This window comes from Lentzea flava, from assembly GCF_014648475.1.
GTDB classification, from domain to species: Bacteria; Actinomycetota; Actinomycetes; order Mycobacteriales; family Pseudonocardiaceae; genus Lentzea; species Lentzea flava.
In genome coordinates this window covers 22,376-40,257 of record NZ_BMRE01000008.1, presented here as the reverse complement: position 1 = coordinate 40,257, position 17,882 = coordinate 22,376, and the positions used below count along the sequence as shown (strand labels likewise).

Sequence of the window (17,882 nt, the reverse complement as noted above, 5' to 3'; positions counted from 1 at the left end):
GATTCCTCATCTCAGCTCAGTACCGAGCGAACGGCGGTGACGACGTCGTCCGCGCAGGGCAGGACAGCTCGTTCGAGCTCGGGGTGGAAGGGCACGTGCACGTCGTCGCGGGAGACCAGCCGCGGTGGGGCGAGCAGCGAGTAGAACTCGTCGTCCGCGCTCACCAGCTCGCTCAGCAGACCGGCTCCGAAGCTGCTCGTGCGGCCGTCCTCCTGGACGACGACGAGCCGGCCGGTGCGGCGCAACGACGCCGCGACGGCGGCCCGGTCCCACGGCACCAGCCACCGCAGGTCGATGACCTCGGCGGAGACACCGTCGTCCGCGAGCAAGGAAGCCGCCTCGACGGAAAGCTCGATTCCGTTGCCCCAGCTGATGATCGTCACGTCGGTGCCCTCGCGGACGACACGCGCGCCGCAAGCGGGAACCGGCGCCGCTGACGGTTCCTGCTTGCGGCGCATGAGGTGCTTGGGGAGAAGCACCAGGGTCGGGTCCTGCCCGGCGAGCGCCTGCGCGAACGCGGCCTCGGCGTCCTCCGGCGTCGACGGCACGACGACCTGGAGGCCGGGCAGGTGCGTGAAGAGGCTTTCGTTGCTCTGGCTGTGCCAAATCCCGCCGCCCGGCAGGTAAGCACCCCACGGCGCGTACAGCACCACCGGGCACTGCCAGTCCGAGGCGGTGCGCCAGCGCAACGTCGTGAGCTGGGCGGCGATCTGGTTCCACGCGGGCCCGGCGAAGTCGACGAACTGCAGCTCGACGACCGGTCGCATCCCGGCGATCGCCAGGCCGACGGCGACACCGACGATCGTCGCCTCCGCCAGCGGCGAGTTCACGACCTGCTCGGTGCCGAGTCCTTTGGTGAAGCCGAAAACCCCGCCCTTGGGGTCCTCGACGTCCTCACCGAACACGACCGCGCCCGAGGACACGGCGGCGCCCAGCGCCCGGTTCACCGCCGCCACGATCGTGCCGCCGACCGGCTCCTGGGCGGCGACCGGTTCCGCGACCGGGCCGAACAGGTGCTCCGCCACGAGCTTCGGGTCCGCGACCGGCTCCTCGGCGACGCGCCGGAACACCTCTTCCACCTCGACCGCGAACCGTTGGCGCGTCGAGGAGATCCAGTCCTTGGTGATGTGCCCGGCCTCGACGAGCCGGCGTCCGTAGCGTTCGATCGGGTCGCTCATCGCCGCGAGCTCGTCGGCCGAGCGGTACAGCCGGTGGTCGTCGGACGAACTGTGCGGTTCCAGCCGGTCGAGCTCGCACCACAGCACGGTCGGGCCGCCGCCGTCGCGCGCCAGGCCGACGGCCGCCCGTCCGGCGGCGAGCACGGCATCCGGGTCCGCGCCGTCGACGACGACCAGCCGGCCGGGCGGCACCATGCCGAGGTCGCGCGGGGACATGCCCTTGGTGGAGGTGCTGATGCCGTAACCGTTGTCCGCGATGAGGAACACGACCGGGAGGTCGTTCTGCAGCGCGAACGCCAGCGCCTCGAAGAACTCCCCCTGCCGGGACGACGCCTCGCCGAGCGAACAGACGACCACCGCACGGTCACCGCGCCGGACGGACGCCCACGCGACTCCGGTGGCGGGCAGGCACTGCGACGCGGTGGGGCTCGCGAGCGACACGACGTTGCCGGGCCGGTGGCTGAAGTGCGAGGTCATCGACCGGCCTGCCGAGTGCGACTCCGCCTTGCCCATGAGATCGCGCGCGATGTCCTCGACGCTCATCCCGCGCGACATGACCAGCGCGCGGTCGCGGTAGTGCGGGAAGACGAAGTCCTGCGGCTCCAGCACGTCACCGAGCGCGCCCAGTGCCTCGTGCCCGGACGACGGGATGGTGAACCAGGCCGCTCCCTGGCGCAGCATCAGCCCCGACCTGCGGTCGCACTCGCGCGACAGCATCATCCGTTGCAAGATCGTGATCTGGTCGTCGACGCAGGTCAAGACGATCCTCCCCCTGGCAAGAATGTCCCTGGCAGCTGGAAATTCTTCGCATCGGGAGGGCGCGCAACAATCCGCGCGAATAGCTATGTGCGAACGCCGCGAACAGTCGTCGCGGGAGTGACTTTCCCGGTTTCCCGGTCATCCCCGCGAGGGATGCCGGACCGCGGAACTCATCACTTCGAGGGATGGCGTGACGGAGAGCGTCCACACACGGCGCAGACGCTCCCCGTCACCGGCCAGGAATTCACGTCGGCAACAGCTGCCGGTACCAGTCGGTAGCACCGGTGAACTGTTCCGCGAGCCCAGGACCCGGCTTCACTCCGGCGTGCCGCCAAATCCTGCTGCTCTCGTAGTAATGATCGAACGCCAGCAGCTCGAACTGGTGATCGGTCAATTCGGGCAGATGACGCCGGGTGAGTTCACGATGTTCTTTCGCAGACAGATCTTCCTGCGGTAACGGAAGCCCGAGCAGCTCGCAGGCCGTGCCCGCCAGCACCTGCATGCTGACCGGCGTCGGATCGCTGACGTGGAACACCGCACCCGGCCGTGCCCGCCACGGCCTGTGCGCCAGCGCCGCCGTGGCGGCGCCGAGGTCGTCGACGGAAACCAGTGACACCAAGGCGATCCCGCGTTCGATCCAGGCGGGAACGCGATCGAGCAGACGCAACAACGTCGGGATGAACCAGACGTCGCCCGTGCCGTAGACGAGGTGCGGCCGCAGCACCACCCCGCCCGCCTTGCGCACCTCGCGCTCGGCCTTCAGCCTGCTCGCGCTCGTGGCGGACACCGGCGCAGGAGCCAGCAGCGACTCGCTCGCCCCGCGGTGCACGCCGTGCCCGTACACGGAAGTGGTGCTCAGATAAGCGATCCGGACCACTCCGGCGGCCTTCGCCTCGCGCAGCAAGGCTCGGGTGCCCTCGTGGTTCACCGCGTCGCACAACTCCGAGTCGCCACCGATCTGGGAGGCCAGGTGCAGGACGGTGCTCACACCGTCGCACACCCCGCGCAGCCCGCTCGGTGCGGTCAGGTCACCGCTGACCTCGACCACCCCCGCGTCGAGCATCCAGCGCGGCAACCGCCTCCGGGACAACACACGGATCTCGGTCCTCTTCGGACCGTCTTGTTCGGACAGAAGAGCGCGGACGACCGCGGACCCGACGAAGCCCGTTCCGCCGGTCACGAGCACGACGCCCGTCTTCTTCCCAGCCCCAGTTGAAGTCTTACCGCCCCAGTCCCCCATGACCATGACGATCGGGTCAGCAGACGACCATCATGTCCAGCAAACCCGTTGCCACGGTACTGCTCTCTTGTTCGAACACCACCTGCACGCCCTGACTCCCCCGAGTCACCGGCGCCGCCGTCCGCGCCGTCACGATCGTGGGCGCGTCGAGCTCGACGTACCGGTCGAACGTGAAGGAACACCGCACCGGCAACGCGTCCGGCTCCCCGACCGTCAGCAGCGCGGCCTGACGAGCGGCCTCCATCAGCACCATGCCCGGCACGTGGTCGACCGGGTGGTCGAACAGCACGGCGTGGGTCTGGTCGATCCGCAGCTGCCACGTGTTGCCACCGAGCATCGGCGACAGCACGACGTCACGCGAACGCTCGCGGCCGATCAGGTGACCGGGCACCGGCACACCCGGCTTACCCGCGTCGGCGATCTCCTTGTCCCTGCCGCCGCGCAACCGCGAGTACGTCGCCGGCGGCACGCAGCTCCACCTGAGCTCGCCCCCGCCGATCCGCACGCCGTCGCGGTAGCAGCCGATCTCGACCCGCATCCCCGTCACGCCGCGCTTGGTGCGCTTGACGTCGTGGCACGTCATCGACAGCAGGATGTTCGCCGGGCGGCCGTCGGTCTCCAGCCCCTCCGCCGTGACCCCGCACGTCTTCTCCAGAGAGACGAACTTCCAGTCGAGCGGCACCTCGAAAACCTGATGAGCGATCAGCAGCACCGCCTGGCGGATGGTCTCCGCCAGCAACATCGGGTCGTGCCGTTCCGGCGACTGCAGCCGGTAAAAGCTGTGGTCCCTCGGCCACTGCGCGCCGACCTGGAACGTCGTTTCGTCCGTAACTCGCAAATCGGTCAAAAACACCTCGGACACCGCGGCGCGGTGAACGAGGTGTCTCGGAATCGTCTGATCGAAGAGGACCTGCCCGGCCTCCCCCACGGCGGCGGGAAACTCGGTGACCGCCGGTGTTCGTAACAGACGTGGAACTGACGTCGAAGCTGTCGCTTGCTTCAACAACATCACAGACATCTCGGAACCCTTCAGCCGTTGCCCCTCAACCAACGGGGGGTCACCGTCCCCCGGTGTCCTTCATAACATACTAACCGCCCGGTTTGTTTTGTACTTGAGAGAGAAACTTTCTGCGCTAGGCTGAGTCAGGTACCGGGACTGGGCCCAACAGCGGAGTGGCCGGCCGGACCGAGCGGAAGGAGTCCCCTGTGGCGCAACAGGAGCGCGCGGAGCGGACGCGCACCGCGATCCTCGACGCCGCGGCGGAGGTGTTCGACGAGGCGGGGTTCTTCGGGGCGACGCTGTCGGAGATCCTTCAGCGCGCGGGCGTCACGAAGGGCGCGCTGTACTTCCACTTCCAGTCCAAGGAGGAGATCGCGCAGGCGATCATCGGGGAGCAGTTCGGCGTCTGGGACCCGATCTCGGAGATCGGCACGAAGGGCGTGCAGGCCGTCATCGACCTCACCCAGGCGATGGCGCGCAGCCTTCAGCGCGACGTGCGCGTGCGCGCGAGCATCCGGCTGGTCATCGAGCAGGGCACGTTCGCCTCGCCCGCGACGGACGCCTACCAGGGCTGGATCGACGTCGTCGAGTCGTGCCTGGTGTACGCGCAGGAGAAGGGCGATCTGAGGGCGGACGTCACGCCGCACGACGTGGCGACCTACGTCATCGGGTCGTTCACCGGCGTGCAGGTGAGCTCCGAGGTGCTGACGGGCCGCGAGGACGTCGTGCAGCGCGTGACGAACATGTGGCGCTTCCTGTTGCCGGGCATCGTCCCACCGCGGCGCCTGGGCAAGTTCAACCCGGCCGGCCCCGAGCCCGACCCCACGACCAGCACGGCGACCGACCCGGCGCTCGTCGGCTGAGAACGCGGGTCACTCCGCCAGCAGCTCGTCCACGAGCTCGGCAGGAACGAGGCCGGGCAGCAGCAACCGCCACGCGTCGGAGAAGAGGTCGGACACGTCGTCCTTCGACATCCCGGACGACCACAGCGCCTCGATGCCGACGTACATCGCGAGCAACGGCAGCGACACGTCCGACGCGGTGACGAGCTGCCCGTTCCTCTTCGCGGCACGCAACAACTCCCGCACCACCGACCACCAAGCGTGGTGGAAGTCGACGAACGGCTTGGCCCTGTCACCGCATTCGCGCGCGATGCGGAAGCTCGCCCGCACCGCTGGTTCGGTGACGAGCATGCGCGCCACCGCGTGACTGAGATCGATCAACGCCTCCAACGGCGACACGCCGGACGCCGCGATCTTCGCGACCGCGTCGGCCAGCAGTGCCGTGCTGGTGTCCTGCACCGCCTCGACGAGTTCCTCCTTGGCGGTGAAGTGGAAGTACAGCGCCCCCTTGGTGACACCGGCGGCCGCCGTGATGTCACTGATGTTGGTACCGGCGAAGCCGTACCGGTCGAACAGCTCGGCCGCGACCTCCACCAGCCGCGCCCGAGTCTGTTCGGCCCTCTGCTGCCTCACCACGGCTCAGCCCACGTGCTCTAGCTGCGCCTCGGCGTCAGCGGGAAGGGCGAGGCGGGCGTCCGCGGTCAGGATCAGCCGCTGGAGCCGGTGCAGCGCGGGAGAAGGCTCGAGACCGAGCTCGTTGACGAGGTTCTGCCGCAGCCTGCGGTAGACCTCGACGGCGTGGCCGCGCCTGCCGCACCGGTACAACGCGACCATGAGGTGCGCGGTGAGACCTTCGTGCATGCGGTTGCGCGCGACCAGCGCCGTCAGCTCGCCGACGAGCTCGTGGTGCCGGCCGAGCCGCAGGTCGCAGTCGATGCGCCGGTCGAGCACGTTGAGCCGTGCCTCGTTCAGCCTGTCGAGCTCGACCTCGAGCATCGGACCGGCCTGCACGTCGACCAGGGCCTCACCGCGGAAGTACGCGAGCGCCTCGCGGAAAAGCCGCGCCGCGGCCCGGAAATCGCCCTTCTCCCTGGCGCGGTGACCTTCGAGCGCACGCCGGTCGAACTCCTTGACGTCGACGACGCCGCCCCGCAGCAGGTAACCGCCGGGTTGCGTCAGCAGGACGGCCTTGGGATCGCCATCGACCTGGGCCTGCTTGAACGCGGCACCGATGAGGCCGCGCAGGTGGAACACGTACGTCTGCAGGGTCGTGCCCGCACTGCGGGGCACGGCTTCGCCCCACAGCTCCTCGTACAACGACGCCACTGGCACCACCTCGTCCGCGTGCACGGCGAGCATGGCCAGCACCTTGCGGGGCTTCGCGGCGGAGGGCGTGATGGACACGCCGGCGATGCGAGCTGTCAGCGGTCCTAATACATCGATGTCCACGGTTTGCTCCCCAGTTCGACGGAGTTCGACCGGCCCGCCCTCCCGACTGCGGCCCGTCGTGCTCCACCACCATACAAAACCAACCGCCCGGTTTGTCAAGCCAAAAGAAAACCAACCTCCCGGTTTGTTTTGAGGAGGCTCAGGTCCAGGTCGGAGCGTTGCCGCCCTCCGCTGAGCTGCACGGTCAGGTCGAGCTCTGTCAGCAAGTTCGTCAAAACTTCACCCACTCCGGCCTCACCGCCGTGCGCCAGACCGTAGAGGTACGGACGTCCGATCATCACCGCGTCCGCTCCCAGACAGAGCGCCTTGACCAGGTCCGCGCCCGTGCGCACACCGGAGTCGAACAGCACGGTGATCCGGTCTCCGACCGCGGACTTGATGTCCGGCAACGCATCGAGCGCCGCGATGGCGCCATCGACCTGCCTGCCGCCGTGGTTGGACACGACGATCCCGTCCACGCCGGCGTCGACGGCCTCCCGCGCGTCGTCCGGGTGCAGAATTCCCTTGAGCACCAACGGTCCCGGCCAGTTCCGACGCAGGAACGCGATGTCGTGCCACTCCCGGTCGACGCCGGTGAACATCGCCTTCCACAGCGCGATCGCGGCAGGCAGGTCGTCCTCGGGCGGTCGCCCGAGCCGGTCGCGGAACACCGGGTCGCTGAACGCGGTGGCGGCGCCGATGCCTTGTGCCGCAGGCGAATAGTCGTTGTCGAGGTCGCGGGTGCGCCAGCCGAACGTCCAGTTGTCGAGCGTGACGACCAGCGTCGTGCACCCACTTCTTCGCGCCCGGTCGAGCAGGCTCAGGCACACCTCGGGATCGTCGGGCCAGTAGAGCTGGAACCAGCGCGGCCCGTCCGCCGCCTCGGCGACCTGTTCGAGCGGGTACGACGACATCGTGCTGATCACGAACGGCAGCCCGTGCCTCGCGGCGGCGCGGGCCGACGCGAGCTCCCCGTCGGGATGCACGATCGACTGCACGCCGATCGGTGCCAGCAAGACGGGAGCCGGCAACCGTTCGCCGAACAGCGTGACGCCCAAGTCGCGAACGTGGGCCCCGCGCAACATCCTCGGCACGATGCGCCACCGGTCGAACGCCTCGCGGTTGGCCCGGACCGTGGCACCGGAACCCGCGCCACCGGCGACGTAACCGAACGGGCCGGGGTCGAGCAGGCGCCGCGCCGAGTCCTCGAGCGCGGCACCGTCCGTTGTGCACAGTGGTGTGTTCACCGCTTCACGTTATGCACCAAGGGGTTGTGGCCGAAGGGCGCTCGTGCCGGTGTCGAGCGCCCTTCGACCTGGGTGGCGCGGGCGGGACCGGCACGGCGCCCGAGTCGAGCGACCCTCGACCCGGCTGGGACCGGCACGTCGCCCAAACCGAGCATGCCCAACCCGCCTCACCGGACCGGGACGAGCACCCGAACCAGGCCGAGCATCACCCTCACAACACCGGAACCAGCACCCAGCCCAGGCCGAGCGCCACCCCGCAACCGCGCCCTCACAACGCCAGGACCAGCACCCAGCCCGAGCCGAGCACCGCCCTCACAACGCCGGAATCAGCACCCGGCCCGAGCGAGCACCGCCCCGTAACCGCGCCCTCACAACACCGGAACCAGCACCCAGCCCGAGCCGAGCACCGCCCTCACAACGCCGGCACCAACACCCGCCCCTGGCTGAGCTCCAGCTCATCCCCTCGCCACCGCTGCCGCAGCAACCGATCGTGCGACACCACGACCACAGCCCCGGGATAGTCGGCGAGCGCGACCTCCAGCTCCTCCACCAGCGCGAGCGACAGGTGGTTGGTCGGCTCGTCCAGCAGCAGCACGTCCGACTCCTGCACCAGCAGCCGGGCGAGCGCCAGTCGCCGTCGCTGGCCGATCGACAGCGCGCCGACCGGGGTGGCGAAGTCGGCCTCGCGGAACAGGCCCAGCGACCCGAGCTGTGAGGCGTGGTCGTCCCGCGTGCCCGGCCTGCCCTCGGCGAACGCGGCGAGCACGGTGCGGCGTGGATGCCGCACCACGGTTTCCTGCGGCAGGTACCCGACGACGCCGTGGCGCGTGACGGTGCCGTGGTCCGGCTGGAGGACGCCCGCCAGCACGTCGAGCAACGTCGACTTGCCCGCGCCGTTCGGGCCGGTCACCAGCAGCCGCTGGCCCGCTGCCACGTCGAGTTCGTCGACGCGCAGTCGCCGGCCGACGCTCACCTGCCGCAGTTCGAGCACCGCGCCCTCCCGCACCGCCGCGTCGAGCGGTGCGTTGAGGTGCAACGGGTCCGGCGGCTTCGGCACGGGATCGGCCCGCAGGCGCTCCAGTCGTTCGGAGGCGCTGCGCACCCGGGTCGAGATCGACGCCTGCACGCGCCGGCCGTCGCCGTTGTACTTGCACTTGTTGTGGTCCTTGATCGCCCGGCCCGGCGCCACGTTGTAGGCCGTCGTGCCGCGCCACTCCGTCCAGTGCGCGATCTCGGCGACCCACTCGGCGTAGGCCTGCTCCCAGCGCTGCCGGGCGGCCCGCTTCTCGGCGAGGTAGCCGGCATAACCGTTGCCGTACCGGGTGATCGTGCGCCGGTCACCGTCGACCTCGACGATCGCGGTGACGACCCGTTCCAGCAGCAGGCGGTCGTGCGTCACGACGACGAGCGTGCCGCGGTGGGCCCGCAACCGGTCCTCGAGCCACGTCAGCGCCTGGTGGTCGAGGTGGTTGGTGGGCTCGTCGAGCAACAGCAGTTCCGGTTCCGCCGACAGCACACCGGCCAGCGCCAGCCGGGCGCGCTGACCGCCGGACAGCGTGCCGAGCTGCCGGTGCCTGCCGAGGTCGCCGATGCCCAGCGCGGACATGGCGGCCTCGACGCGGGCGTCGGCCGAGTAGCCGTCCCGCAGCTCGAACGCGGTGAGCAGCTCGCCGTACTCGGCCAGCTCGGCCGGTGCGGCCGTGCCGAGGTCCTGTGCCGCGGCGGTGATCCGCTGCTCCAGCACGCGGATCTCGACGAGGGCGGCGTCGACGGCGTCACCGACGGTCGCGTCGTCCGGCAGCTCGAGCACCTGTCCGAGGTGGCCGACACCGCCTTCCGCGACCACGGTGATCTCGCCGTCGTCCGGCGTCTCCTGCCCGGCGATCAGCCGCAGCAGCGTCGACTTGCCGGAACCGTTCTCGCCTACGACACCGAGCTTCTCGCCGGCGCGGACCGTCAGCGAGACGGCGTCGAGCACGCGGCGATGGGCGAAGGTCTTGCTGACCGACCGAAGAGTGAGCTGACCTGACATGGAAGCCTCCGAACGCGGGTGAGGGGAAGGGACAGGGCACCGTGCGTTCTGTTGTGGAACATCTCCCTTTGTCCTTTCGCTTGGCGTGTCAGAGGTTTCAGGCGACGCGACCGGCTTCGAGGGCCAGCTCCGGGCCCTCCCAGTTGCGTCGCAGCCAACGGTCGTGCGAGGCGATGACGACGGCACCGGGCGCCGCCTTCAACGCGTCCTCCAGCTCCTCGGCGAGGCTGAGCGAGAGGTGGTTCGTCGGCTCGTCCAGCAGCAGCACGTCCGGTGGCCGCGCGATCAGCAACGCGAGCGCCACGCGCCTGCGCTGCCCGATCGACAGCTCCCCCACCGGCCGGTCGAGGTCGCGGGACGCGAGCAAACCCAGCTGCGACAAGGCAACCGCGCCCTTGCCAGCGACCTTCTCGTACAGCTGCCGCGCCGACCGCGTCAGATCCGGGAACACCACGTCCTGCTCCAGCAACCCGACCCTGACCCCGCGGGCCCGGTGCACGTCACCGGCGTCGGGCGTCAGCTGACCGGCCAGCACCCGCAGCAGCGTGGACTTCCCCGCCCCGTTGGGCCCGGTGATCATCAGCCGCGACGACGTGGAGACGTCGAGCTGATCGATGTCGAGCCGGCCGGCGAGCCGGACGTCCCGCAACGACAACGCGAGCTGCTCCTGCCCGGCCTTGCCGGTCATCGCGCCGTTGAACCGCAACGGCGCTGGAGGGCGGCGAACCTGGTTGCGCGTCAGCTCGTCCAGCCGCTGCTGCGCGTTGCGCACCCGGCGCGAGATCTGCTTCTGCACCCGGCCGCCGTGCCGGTCGTAGCCGATCTTGTTGTTGTCCTTGATGGCGCGCTGGTGGTTGACCTGATGTGCCGTCACCTCAACGGAAACACGCAGCTCCTTCAGCTCGTCCTGCTCCTGCGCGTACTGCTGCTCCCAGCGCACCAGCTCCAGGCGCTTGGCCTCCAGGTAGTCCGTGTAGGCGCCGCCGTACCGCGTCACGCCACCACGCGCCGGGTCGAGGTCCACGATGTCCGTGCACACCTCGTCCAGGAACACGCGGTCGTGCGACGCCACGACGACGGTGCCGGGCAACCCGCTGAGCTGCCGCTCCAGGAAACCGACGGCCTCGTCGTCGAGGTGGTTCGTCGGCTCGTCGAGCAGCATCGCCCGCGGCTGCCGGATCAGCAGCGCCGCCAGCCCGATCCGCGACCGCTGCCCGCCGGAGAACGTGCCGAGCGCGCGACTGGTGTCCACATCGGACAGACCGAGCCCCGCCAGCACCAGCTTCGCCCTGCGGTCCGCGTCCCACATGTCGTGGTCCTGCGCCCATTCGAGCAGATCGCCGTACTCCGCCAGCACCGCTTCGTCGTCCGGCCGCCGCTCCAGCGCCGCGGTCAGCTCGTCGAGCCGGGCCGACGTCGCGCGGATGTCGGCCAGCGCGTCGTCGAGCACGTCCTGCACCGTCGCGCTCGGCTCGAAAGGCAGCTCCTGCCACAGGAAACCGCAGTCCGCCGGCCGCTGGACCTGACCGTCGTCCGGCTCCTCGGCACCCGCGAGGATCCGCAGCAACGTCGACTTGCCGACGCCGTTCTCACCCACCAGCCCGATGCGCTGACCAGGCGATCCAGACAACGACACCCCGTCCAGCACACGGCGGACACCGTAGGACTTCACCAGATCACGGGCATGCAAAAAAGGAATGTTTGACATGAGGCACCCACCGCCGAAGGAAGATCGGAAACGGAGAACACGCCGGGCACACAGCGCTCAAGAGGCGCGGGCCGCAGCAGCGTGTCGGTGAGGGCGTCAGTAGATCACGTAAACGATGTTGCCACGAGCGGCTGCGAACCGTCAACCGCCCTGCACGCGGCGTCACACCAACGGGACACGGCCGCCGGGAACCGGGATCAGGGCCGGAAATCGAGGACCACACGGGTTCACACCGCGATTCCGGTCGCTGTGCGTGTTCACCGGACCGGATTCGAACGACCCGCACTACCACAATCCCATTAGGCACACAATAAGGAGTGGTTGAAACTACAACAAGCTGTTGTCTAGCACACGTGCGGGCACCCGCGCAATTACGCACTTTACGTCACCATTCACAACCCCCGGAATGCCTCACTCATCATCTGACTCGACCTCAGTCAATAGGCCGTGCAGTGCAATCTTCATCACAGGTCAGAGTGCCGCACGCTACCCCACTGGCCCTTGACCAGGCCATGTGGCTGGTTGAGAGAATTCATCCCGCCATTCCACCCCGACCGGATTGCACCCCCTGCCACGATTCCCGGCCGATCAGGAGAGCCCCATCTTGAGCGTGCCCGATGTCTCAATACGCGATTTCGCCGTTGCGCAACTGCAGACCCTGCTCCGCGCGGTCGGATTAACAGATTCCGCAGAGAGATCGACGAAACTGCTGGCCGAGGCACTGGGCCCCGGCTGTCTGCGGCCGCTCACCGCAGTTCCGCACTGGCCGTCTTTCGTCGCCGACGACCACACGCCCGTGGAATTCTCGGTGGCTTTGGCCCAAAACGAACCGCCGGCCGTCCGCATGATCGTCGAGTCGATCGCGGAGCAGCCCGGCCCGCGCGCGAACCTCGCCGCGGCGCTCGGCGTGCTCGACCGGCTGACCGCCCAGCACCAGCTGGACCTGCGGCGGTTCGACCAGGTGCGCGACCTGTTCCTGCCGGACGACCCGCAGGGCGCGTTCGCGTTCTGGTACTCGCTCATCGTGCATCGGGACGTGCCGCCCGCGATCAAGGTCTACCTCAACCCCGAGGTGCGCGGCCGTGAGAGCGCGACCTCCCTTGTCAGCGAGGCACTGCGGCGGCTCGGCCTCGTCGATCCAGGACTCCTACAACCTCGCGTGGAAGATCGCGGCCGTCCTGAGTGGACAGGCTGGTCCTGCGCTGCTCGACACCTACACCGCCGAACGCGCCCCGGTGGCACGGCAGATCGTCCTGCGGGCCAACAAGTCCGCCCGCGAGTTCGGCGCGCTGTTCGAGGCGCTCGGCCTCGACGCGGCCGAGTCGGCGGAGCAGATGCACGCCCGGATCGAGGAACGGAAGGACACCGGCCTCGCGGGTGCCGCCAAGCGCGCCGCCGTCCGTGAGGCCATGGAGCTGAAGAACTACGAGTTCAACGCCCACGGCGTGGAAATGGGCCAGACCTACGAGTCCAGCGCCGTGGTCCCCGACGGCACGACCCGTCCGGAACCTGCCCGTGATCCCGAGCTCTACTACGAGCCGTCGACGTTCCCCGGAGCGCGGTTGCCGCACGCCTGGGTCGGCGACAGCAGGCGGAAGCTCTCCACCCACGACCTGGTGCCGTACGGACAGTTCACGCTGCTCACCGGCATCAACGGCGAAGCGTGGGCCGACGCGGCGCAGAAGGTGGCCGACCGGCTCGGCGTGCCGGTGCGGACCGTGGTCATCGGGCCAGGACGCGAGGTCACGGACCTCTACTTCGACTGGTCGCGACTGTCCGGCGTGGACGAAGACGGCGCCGTGCTGGTCCGCCCGGACAAGCACGTCGGCTGGCGCAGCCGCTGCCTGCCCGCCGATCCGGAGGCCGAGCTGGTGTCCGTCCTGACCACCGTCCTGGCCAGGGAGGAGAGCGCGTGAGCATGCGGTTCGAGCACGTGACGCTCGGCCAGCGAGTCCGGTTCGGCACAGGTCTGGCCGCGGAGAACCTCGCGGCGGAAGTGGACCGCCTCGGTGCCCGGCGCGTCCTGCTCATCGCCGAGGACGGCATCGCGCCCGAGGTGACCTCGAAGATCCACGTGACGGCGCACTGCACCGACGTCGCGCCGCACGTGCCGGTGGGCCACGCCGAGCGCGCCCGTGCGCTGGCCGCCGAGTCCGAGGCGGACCTCCTCGTGAGCGTCGGCGGAGGATCGACGACCGGGCTGGCCAAGGCGGTCGCGCTGACCACCGGCCTGCCGATCGTCGCCGTGCCCACCACGTACGCGGGTTCGGAGGCGACGAACGTGTGGGGCCTGACCGAGGCCTCGCGCAAGACCACCGGCAGCGACGACCGCATCCTGCCCGTGACGGTCGTCTACGACGCCGCCCTCACCGCCTCGCTGCCGCCGGAGCTGTCGATCGCCTCCGGCTGCAACGCCCTGGCGCACTGCGTCGACTCGATGTGGGCGCCGCGCACCGACCCGATCAACCAGGCCCTCGCCCTGGCCGGCATCCGGGCGCTGAGCAGCGGCCTGCGGCTGATCGGCGACGTGGAGGGCAGGGAGCTCATGTTCCACGGCACCTACCTGGCCGCCGTCGCGTTCGCCTCAGCGGGATCCGGGCTGCACCACAAGATCTGCCACGTCCTCGGTGGCGCCTACGACCTCCCGCACGCCAGGACGCACACCGCGATCCTCCCGTACGTGCTGGCCTTCAACGCCCCTGCGGCTCCCCGGGCCGCCGACGGCATCACCGAGGCGCTCGGCACCGAGCTGACCACTCTGTACTCCGAGATCGGTGCCTCCCACGTGCTGCACGGCGTGCCCGACGCCGCCGAAGCCGCCCGCCTGATCCTGCCCGCCGTTCCCCCGTCGAACCCGCGCCCCGTCACCGAAGACGACCTGACCGCACTTCTCGCCGCCGCCTCGGCGGGCCGCGACCCGAGGGAGTGGAGCCGAGCATGACCACCCAGCAGCGCATCGAGGAACGCCTGACCGCCGAGGTGATCGCCTCGTTCGCCAACACCCCCGACCCGCGCCTGAAGGAACTGCTGGAGTCGCTGACCCGGCACCTGCACGCGTTCATCCGCGAAGTGCGCCTGACCGAACAGGAGTGGACGCGCGCCATCGAGTTCCTGACGGCCGTCGGGCACATCACCGACGACAAGCGGCAGGAGTTCATCCTGCTCTCCGACGTGCTGGGCGCCTCGATGCAGACCATCGCCGTCAACAACGAGGCGTACGGCGACGCGACGGAAGCCACCGTGTTCGGCCCGTTCTTCGTGGAGGAGTCGCCCCTGGTGGGCAACGGCGGTGACATCGCCGCGGGCGCGTCCGGAACGCGGTGCCTGGTGGAGGGATCCGTGCGCGACACGGACGGAAATCCGGTTCCCGGCGCCAGGATCGAGGTCTGGGAAGCCGACGAGGACGGCTTCTACGACGTGCAGTACGCCGACGGCCGCGTCGCGGGCCGCGGCCACCTGTTCTCCGACGCCGACGGCGGGTTCTCCTTCTGGGGCACGACCCCGACGCCGTACCCGATCCCGCACGACGGCCCGGTCGGCGAACTCCTCGCCGCGGCGAAACGCTCCCCCATGCGCGCCGCCCACCTGCATTTCATGGTGTCCGCCAACGGTTTCCGCACCCTCGTCACGCACATCTTCGTCGAGGGCGATCCCCAGCTGGAGGTCGGCGACGCGGTGTTCGGCGTCAAGGAGTCGCTCGTCAAGCGGTTCGCCGAGCAGCCGGGCGACGAGCCGTGGACACGGACCCGGTTCGACGTCGTGCTGGCGCCACAGCGCTAAGGTCTCCCCCGGACTGCTTCTGGGGGGAACGCGTGCAGCACGACCTGTCCTGGGCCGACTCGTACCACGAGGAGCCCTTCCTCGGTGAGATCTTCGCGATCGCGTTCGTGCGCGGCATCGAGCCGCTCGACGCGTTGCGGCTCGTCGGCGGACATCCCGACACGCTGGCGGAGCGCACGCCGGACGAGATCCACGGCCTGCACGAGTACGAGCACGGCTATCCGGAGGTGGTCTCCGCGCTGTCGCTCGGCGAGTGGACGGTGCTGCTGCAGCCCACCAGCTTCTGGCTGGTGCACCTCGTCGACGCGCTGTCGCGGGGCACCGAGGCGGTCGCCGTGCTGCGGCACGACTACGCCTCACCGAGCTTCGCGCACGCCGTCGACGGCGAGGTCGCCACGGAGTTCAACCTGAACTACCCGGACATGCGCCACGGCACGAATCCCGACGGGCTCCTGCCGCAGCTGCGCGAGGCCGGGTTCGACCCCGATGACGACGAGGGCCAGTACGAGGAGGCCGTCAGCCGCGCGCTGCGGCTGGCCGGGCTCGTCACCGGCGTCCTGCCCACGTTCGAGCAGCTCACCGCGCCGCTGCCGAGCATGCACTTCGACCACTGGTTCAGCCGCACCCGGCCGTCCGGCACCGACGCCGGCCAGCTCGCGCGGGCCGAGGCGATCGTCGCGGAACTCGGTCTCGGTGACACGCCCGGCCTGGCGGCGGCACTGGACGCCGCCAGGCGGGGCGAGCGCGTCGTGGTCACCCCGGACAGCGAGCTGGGGCGGCACGTGCGCGAGTGGCTCGCGCTGCACCGCCGGGCGAGCTGGTCGCTCAACGACCACAACGGCCGATACAGGTTGAGCGAGGTGGAACGTCAGCGCGCCTATCGGTTCGGCTACCTGACCGAGGCGCTGCGCGGGGCGTTCCGGCCCGATCTGGCCTGAGCCCGCTAGGAAGGCGCGCCCGTCCAATCCCTGTTCACGTTCGTTTCCCCCTTTTCGTGTAGCTGTGGCAGCAAGACCGAGCCACTGGGTAGACCCGGTCCTGCTGCCACCCCCCCAGAACCCGACCGTGACGCTGGGCGTCTCCGTCGTGAGACCAGCATCAGGCCACCCGCCGCGGAATGGCAGGGGTCTCCCGTCTCCCACCGGCACGGGCGACGGGAGACGCCTGGGAATCGGCCCCGCGGCCCCCCAGACTCGGATCGTGCAGCCAGACGTCCGCCCTCACCTGCGCTCCAGGTCTGGGCCTCCGGCCAGGGGGCTCAGTAGTCTGCAACGGTCGAATCACCGGTCGCCGGGCCCCGCCCGGCGGTTCTGAGGGTCCGCCGCCGTGCACACGATGCCCGGAGCGGCGGCTGGGGGCGGGACTCATGGCTGAGCAGTCGGATGTCTTTGGTGTGGAACTGCGGCGCCTGCGCACCGCGGCGGGCCTCTCGCTGGCGACGCTGGCGGCGCAGGTCCACTACAGCAAGGGCTATCTGGGCAAGATCGAGACTGGCATCAAGCAACCAGGTGTTGATCTGGCCCGGCGCTGTGACGCGGTACTCGGAGCCGGTGGACGTCTGGCCAGTCTGGTGGACCAGCCCGCTCCCGCGAGCCCGCCGGCAGCCGTCGCGGCCGATGGCGACGGCGAAGTGTGGGTGATGAGCATGGCTCCGGACGGATCGAGCTGGATGGTTCCGATGCCTCGGCGCGAGGCGATCGCGACGGGCGCGGCCTCGTTGCTGGGCCTGACGCTGGGGGCGCCGCGCAGCGCGTCGGCGGCAGCGGCCCACGACGGCACGCTGACGGCGTTCCGATCGTTGTTCGCCCAGGTCAGGCAGCTGGGGCAGACGACGAGCCCCAGCGTGGTGCTGCCGATGGTCACGGTGCACACCCACACCCTGCGGGGGATGGCGAACGGTGCGCCCTCGCCGGTGCGCGAGGAGCTGCTCGGGCTGGCCGCCCGCTACAGCGAGTACGCGGGGTGGATGGCCCAGGAGGCCGGCGACGACAGGGCCGCGATGTGGTGGACCCGCAACGCCGTCGAGATGGGCGCCGCGGCCGGCGACACGGAGCTCGCCACGTACTCGCTGATCAGGCAGGCGTTGATCACGCTTTACCGGGACGACGCCGTGGGCACGATCGACCTCGCCCAGCAGGCGCAGGCGGCACCGGGCACGTCGCCGCGGGTGCAGGGGCTCGCCGCGTTGCGCGAGGCCCAGGGCCACGCGCTGGCCTGCGACTACGACAACTGCCAGCGCGCGCTCGACCGCGCCGCCGCGCTGCTCGACAGGGCCGACACGTCGAACGGCATGGTGATCGGCTCGGCGTCGGTCAGCGGTGCCGACCTGAACAGCCTGGTCGCGGCCTGGTGCCTGCACGACCTCGGCCGGTCGCGCGAGGCGGCGGACGTCCTGGACCGCCAGCTGTCCCTGGTGCCGGACACGGCTCACCGCACCCACGCGCGCTTCGGTGCCCGGCGCGCCCTCGCCTACGCCGCGGCGGGCGACATCGACCACGCGAGCGCGCTGGCCACGAAGGTCCTCGACGCCGCCGAGCTGGTCGACTCGGCCACCGTCCGGCAGGACCTGAAGCGCCTCGCGCGCCTGCTCGGCCGCGAACGCGACCACCCCGCGGTCCGCGAGGTCCACCCCCGCCTGAACGCCGCGCTGCGCAGCCCTATTCACTGA

General features: G+C 70.0%; 14 protein-coding genes and 1 pseudogene. 7 read left to right on the top strand and 8 right to left on the bottom strand.

Translation table 11 applies throughout. From position 1 onward, the window contains the following. Positions 1-11 precede the first annotated feature (11 nt). The 3 genes from IEZ09_RS12720 to IEZ09_RS12710 form a co-directional block, all read right to left on the bottom strand. Positions 12-1,937: an alpha-ketoacid dehydrogenase subunit alpha/beta gene (locus IEZ09_RS12720; protein ID WP_229812493.1), complete on the bottom strand. Its 1,926-nt coding sequence runs from the start codon at positions 1,935-1,937 to the stop codon at positions 12-14. Positions 1,938-2,181: 244 nt separating this feature from the next. Beyond that, the gene (locus tag IEZ09_RS12715; RefSeq protein ID WP_189253856.1) at positions 2,182-3,177 is read right to left on the bottom strand and encodes an NAD-dependent epimerase/dehydratase family protein; all 996 of its coding nucleotides are present in this window, start codon (positions 3,175-3,177) and stop codon (positions 2,182-2,184) included. Between the two features lie 16 nt (positions 3,178-3,193). Next, positions 3,194-4,186, bottom strand: coding sequence for a ScbA/BarX family gamma-butyrolactone biosynthesis protein (locus tag IEZ09_RS12710; protein ID WP_268247620.1), 993 nt, complete (start codon positions 4,184-4,186; stop codon positions 3,194-3,196). A gap of 197 nt (positions 4,187-4,383) precedes the next feature. Here IEZ09_RS12710 and IEZ09_RS12705 point away from each other — a divergent pair, with 197 nt between their 5' ends. After that, the gene (locus tag IEZ09_RS12705) at positions 4,384-5,040 is read left to right on the top strand and encodes a ScbR family autoregulator-binding transcription factor (protein WP_189253854.1); all 657 of its coding nucleotides are present in this window, start codon (positions 4,384-4,386) and stop codon (positions 5,038-5,040) included. 9 nt (positions 5,041-5,049) lie between these two features. Here IEZ09_RS12705 and IEZ09_RS12700 read toward each other — a convergent pair whose 3' ends face one another. The 5 genes from IEZ09_RS12700 to IEZ09_RS12680 form a co-directional block, all read right to left on the bottom strand. Continuing rightward, positions 5,050-5,652 (bottom strand): ScbR family autoregulator-binding transcription factor, encoded by a 603-nt coding sequence (locus tag IEZ09_RS12700; RefSeq protein WP_189253853.1) that lies wholly within the window; start codon positions 5,650-5,652, stop codon positions 5,050-5,052. A 6-nt stretch (positions 5,653-5,658) separates the two neighbouring features. Then, complete coding sequence (locus IEZ09_RS12695; RefSeq protein ID WP_189253852.1) at positions 5,659-6,468, bottom strand: AfsR/SARP family transcriptional regulator; 810 nt, start codon at positions 6,466-6,468, stop codon at positions 5,659-5,661. Between the two features lie 95 nt (positions 6,469-6,563). Then, complete coding sequence (locus IEZ09_RS12690; protein WP_189253851.1) at positions 6,564-7,694, bottom strand: alpha-hydroxy-acid oxidizing protein; 1,131 nt, start codon at positions 7,692-7,694, stop codon at positions 6,564-6,566. Between the two features lie 412 nt (positions 7,695-8,106). After that, a complete protein-coding gene (gene abc-f, locus IEZ09_RS12685; protein ID WP_189253850.1) occupies positions 8,107-9,726 on the bottom strand; it encodes a ribosomal protection-like ABC-F family protein in 1,620 nt (539 codons plus the stop codon). A 97-nt stretch (positions 9,727-9,823) separates the two neighbouring features. After that, a complete protein-coding gene (locus IEZ09_RS12680) occupies positions 9,824-11,434 on the bottom strand; it encodes an ABC-F family ATP-binding cassette domain-containing protein (RefSeq protein WP_189253849.1) in 1,611 nt (536 codons plus the stop codon). A gap of 610 nt (positions 11,435-12,044) precedes the next feature. Between IEZ09_RS12680 and IEZ09_RS47845 the strand changes: the two are divergent. The 6 genes and pseudogenes from IEZ09_RS47845 to IEZ09_RS12655 form a co-directional block, all read left to right on the top strand. Continuing rightward, positions 12,045-12,512: pseudogene (locus IEZ09_RS47845) on the top strand (tryptophan dimethylallyltransferase family protein); the annotation flags it as partial. A 4-nt stretch (positions 12,513-12,516) separates the two neighbouring features. After that, positions 12,517-13,350, top strand: a complete 834-nt coding sequence (locus tag IEZ09_RS12675; RefSeq protein ID WP_229812491.1) for an aromatic-ring hydroxylase C-terminal domain-containing protein — start codon at positions 12,517-12,519, stop codon at positions 13,348-13,350. Positions 13,351-13,352: 2 nt separating this feature from the next. Then, positions 13,353-14,375, top strand: coding sequence for a maleylacetate reductase (locus tag IEZ09_RS12670; RefSeq protein WP_229812520.1), 1,023 nt, complete (start codon positions 13,353-13,355; stop codon positions 14,373-14,375). Then, entirely contained in the window at positions 14,372-15,214 is an 843-nt protein-coding gene (locus IEZ09_RS12665; protein WP_189253847.1) for a dioxygenase family protein, read from the top strand. Before IEZ09_RS12670 ends, IEZ09_RS12665 begins: the two co-directional genes overlap by 4 nt. Before the next feature lie 32 nt (positions 15,215-15,246). After that, positions 15,247-16,152: a DUF6461 domain-containing protein gene (locus IEZ09_RS12660; RefSeq protein WP_189253846.1), complete on the top strand. Its 906-nt coding sequence runs from the start codon at positions 15,247-15,249 to the stop codon at positions 16,150-16,152. A 428-nt stretch (positions 16,153-16,580) separates the two neighbouring features. Continuing rightward, the gene (locus IEZ09_RS12655; RefSeq protein WP_189253845.1) at positions 16,581-17,882 is read left to right on the top strand and encodes a helix-turn-helix domain-containing protein; all 1,302 of its coding nucleotides are present in this window, start codon (positions 16,581-16,583) and stop codon (positions 17,880-17,882) included.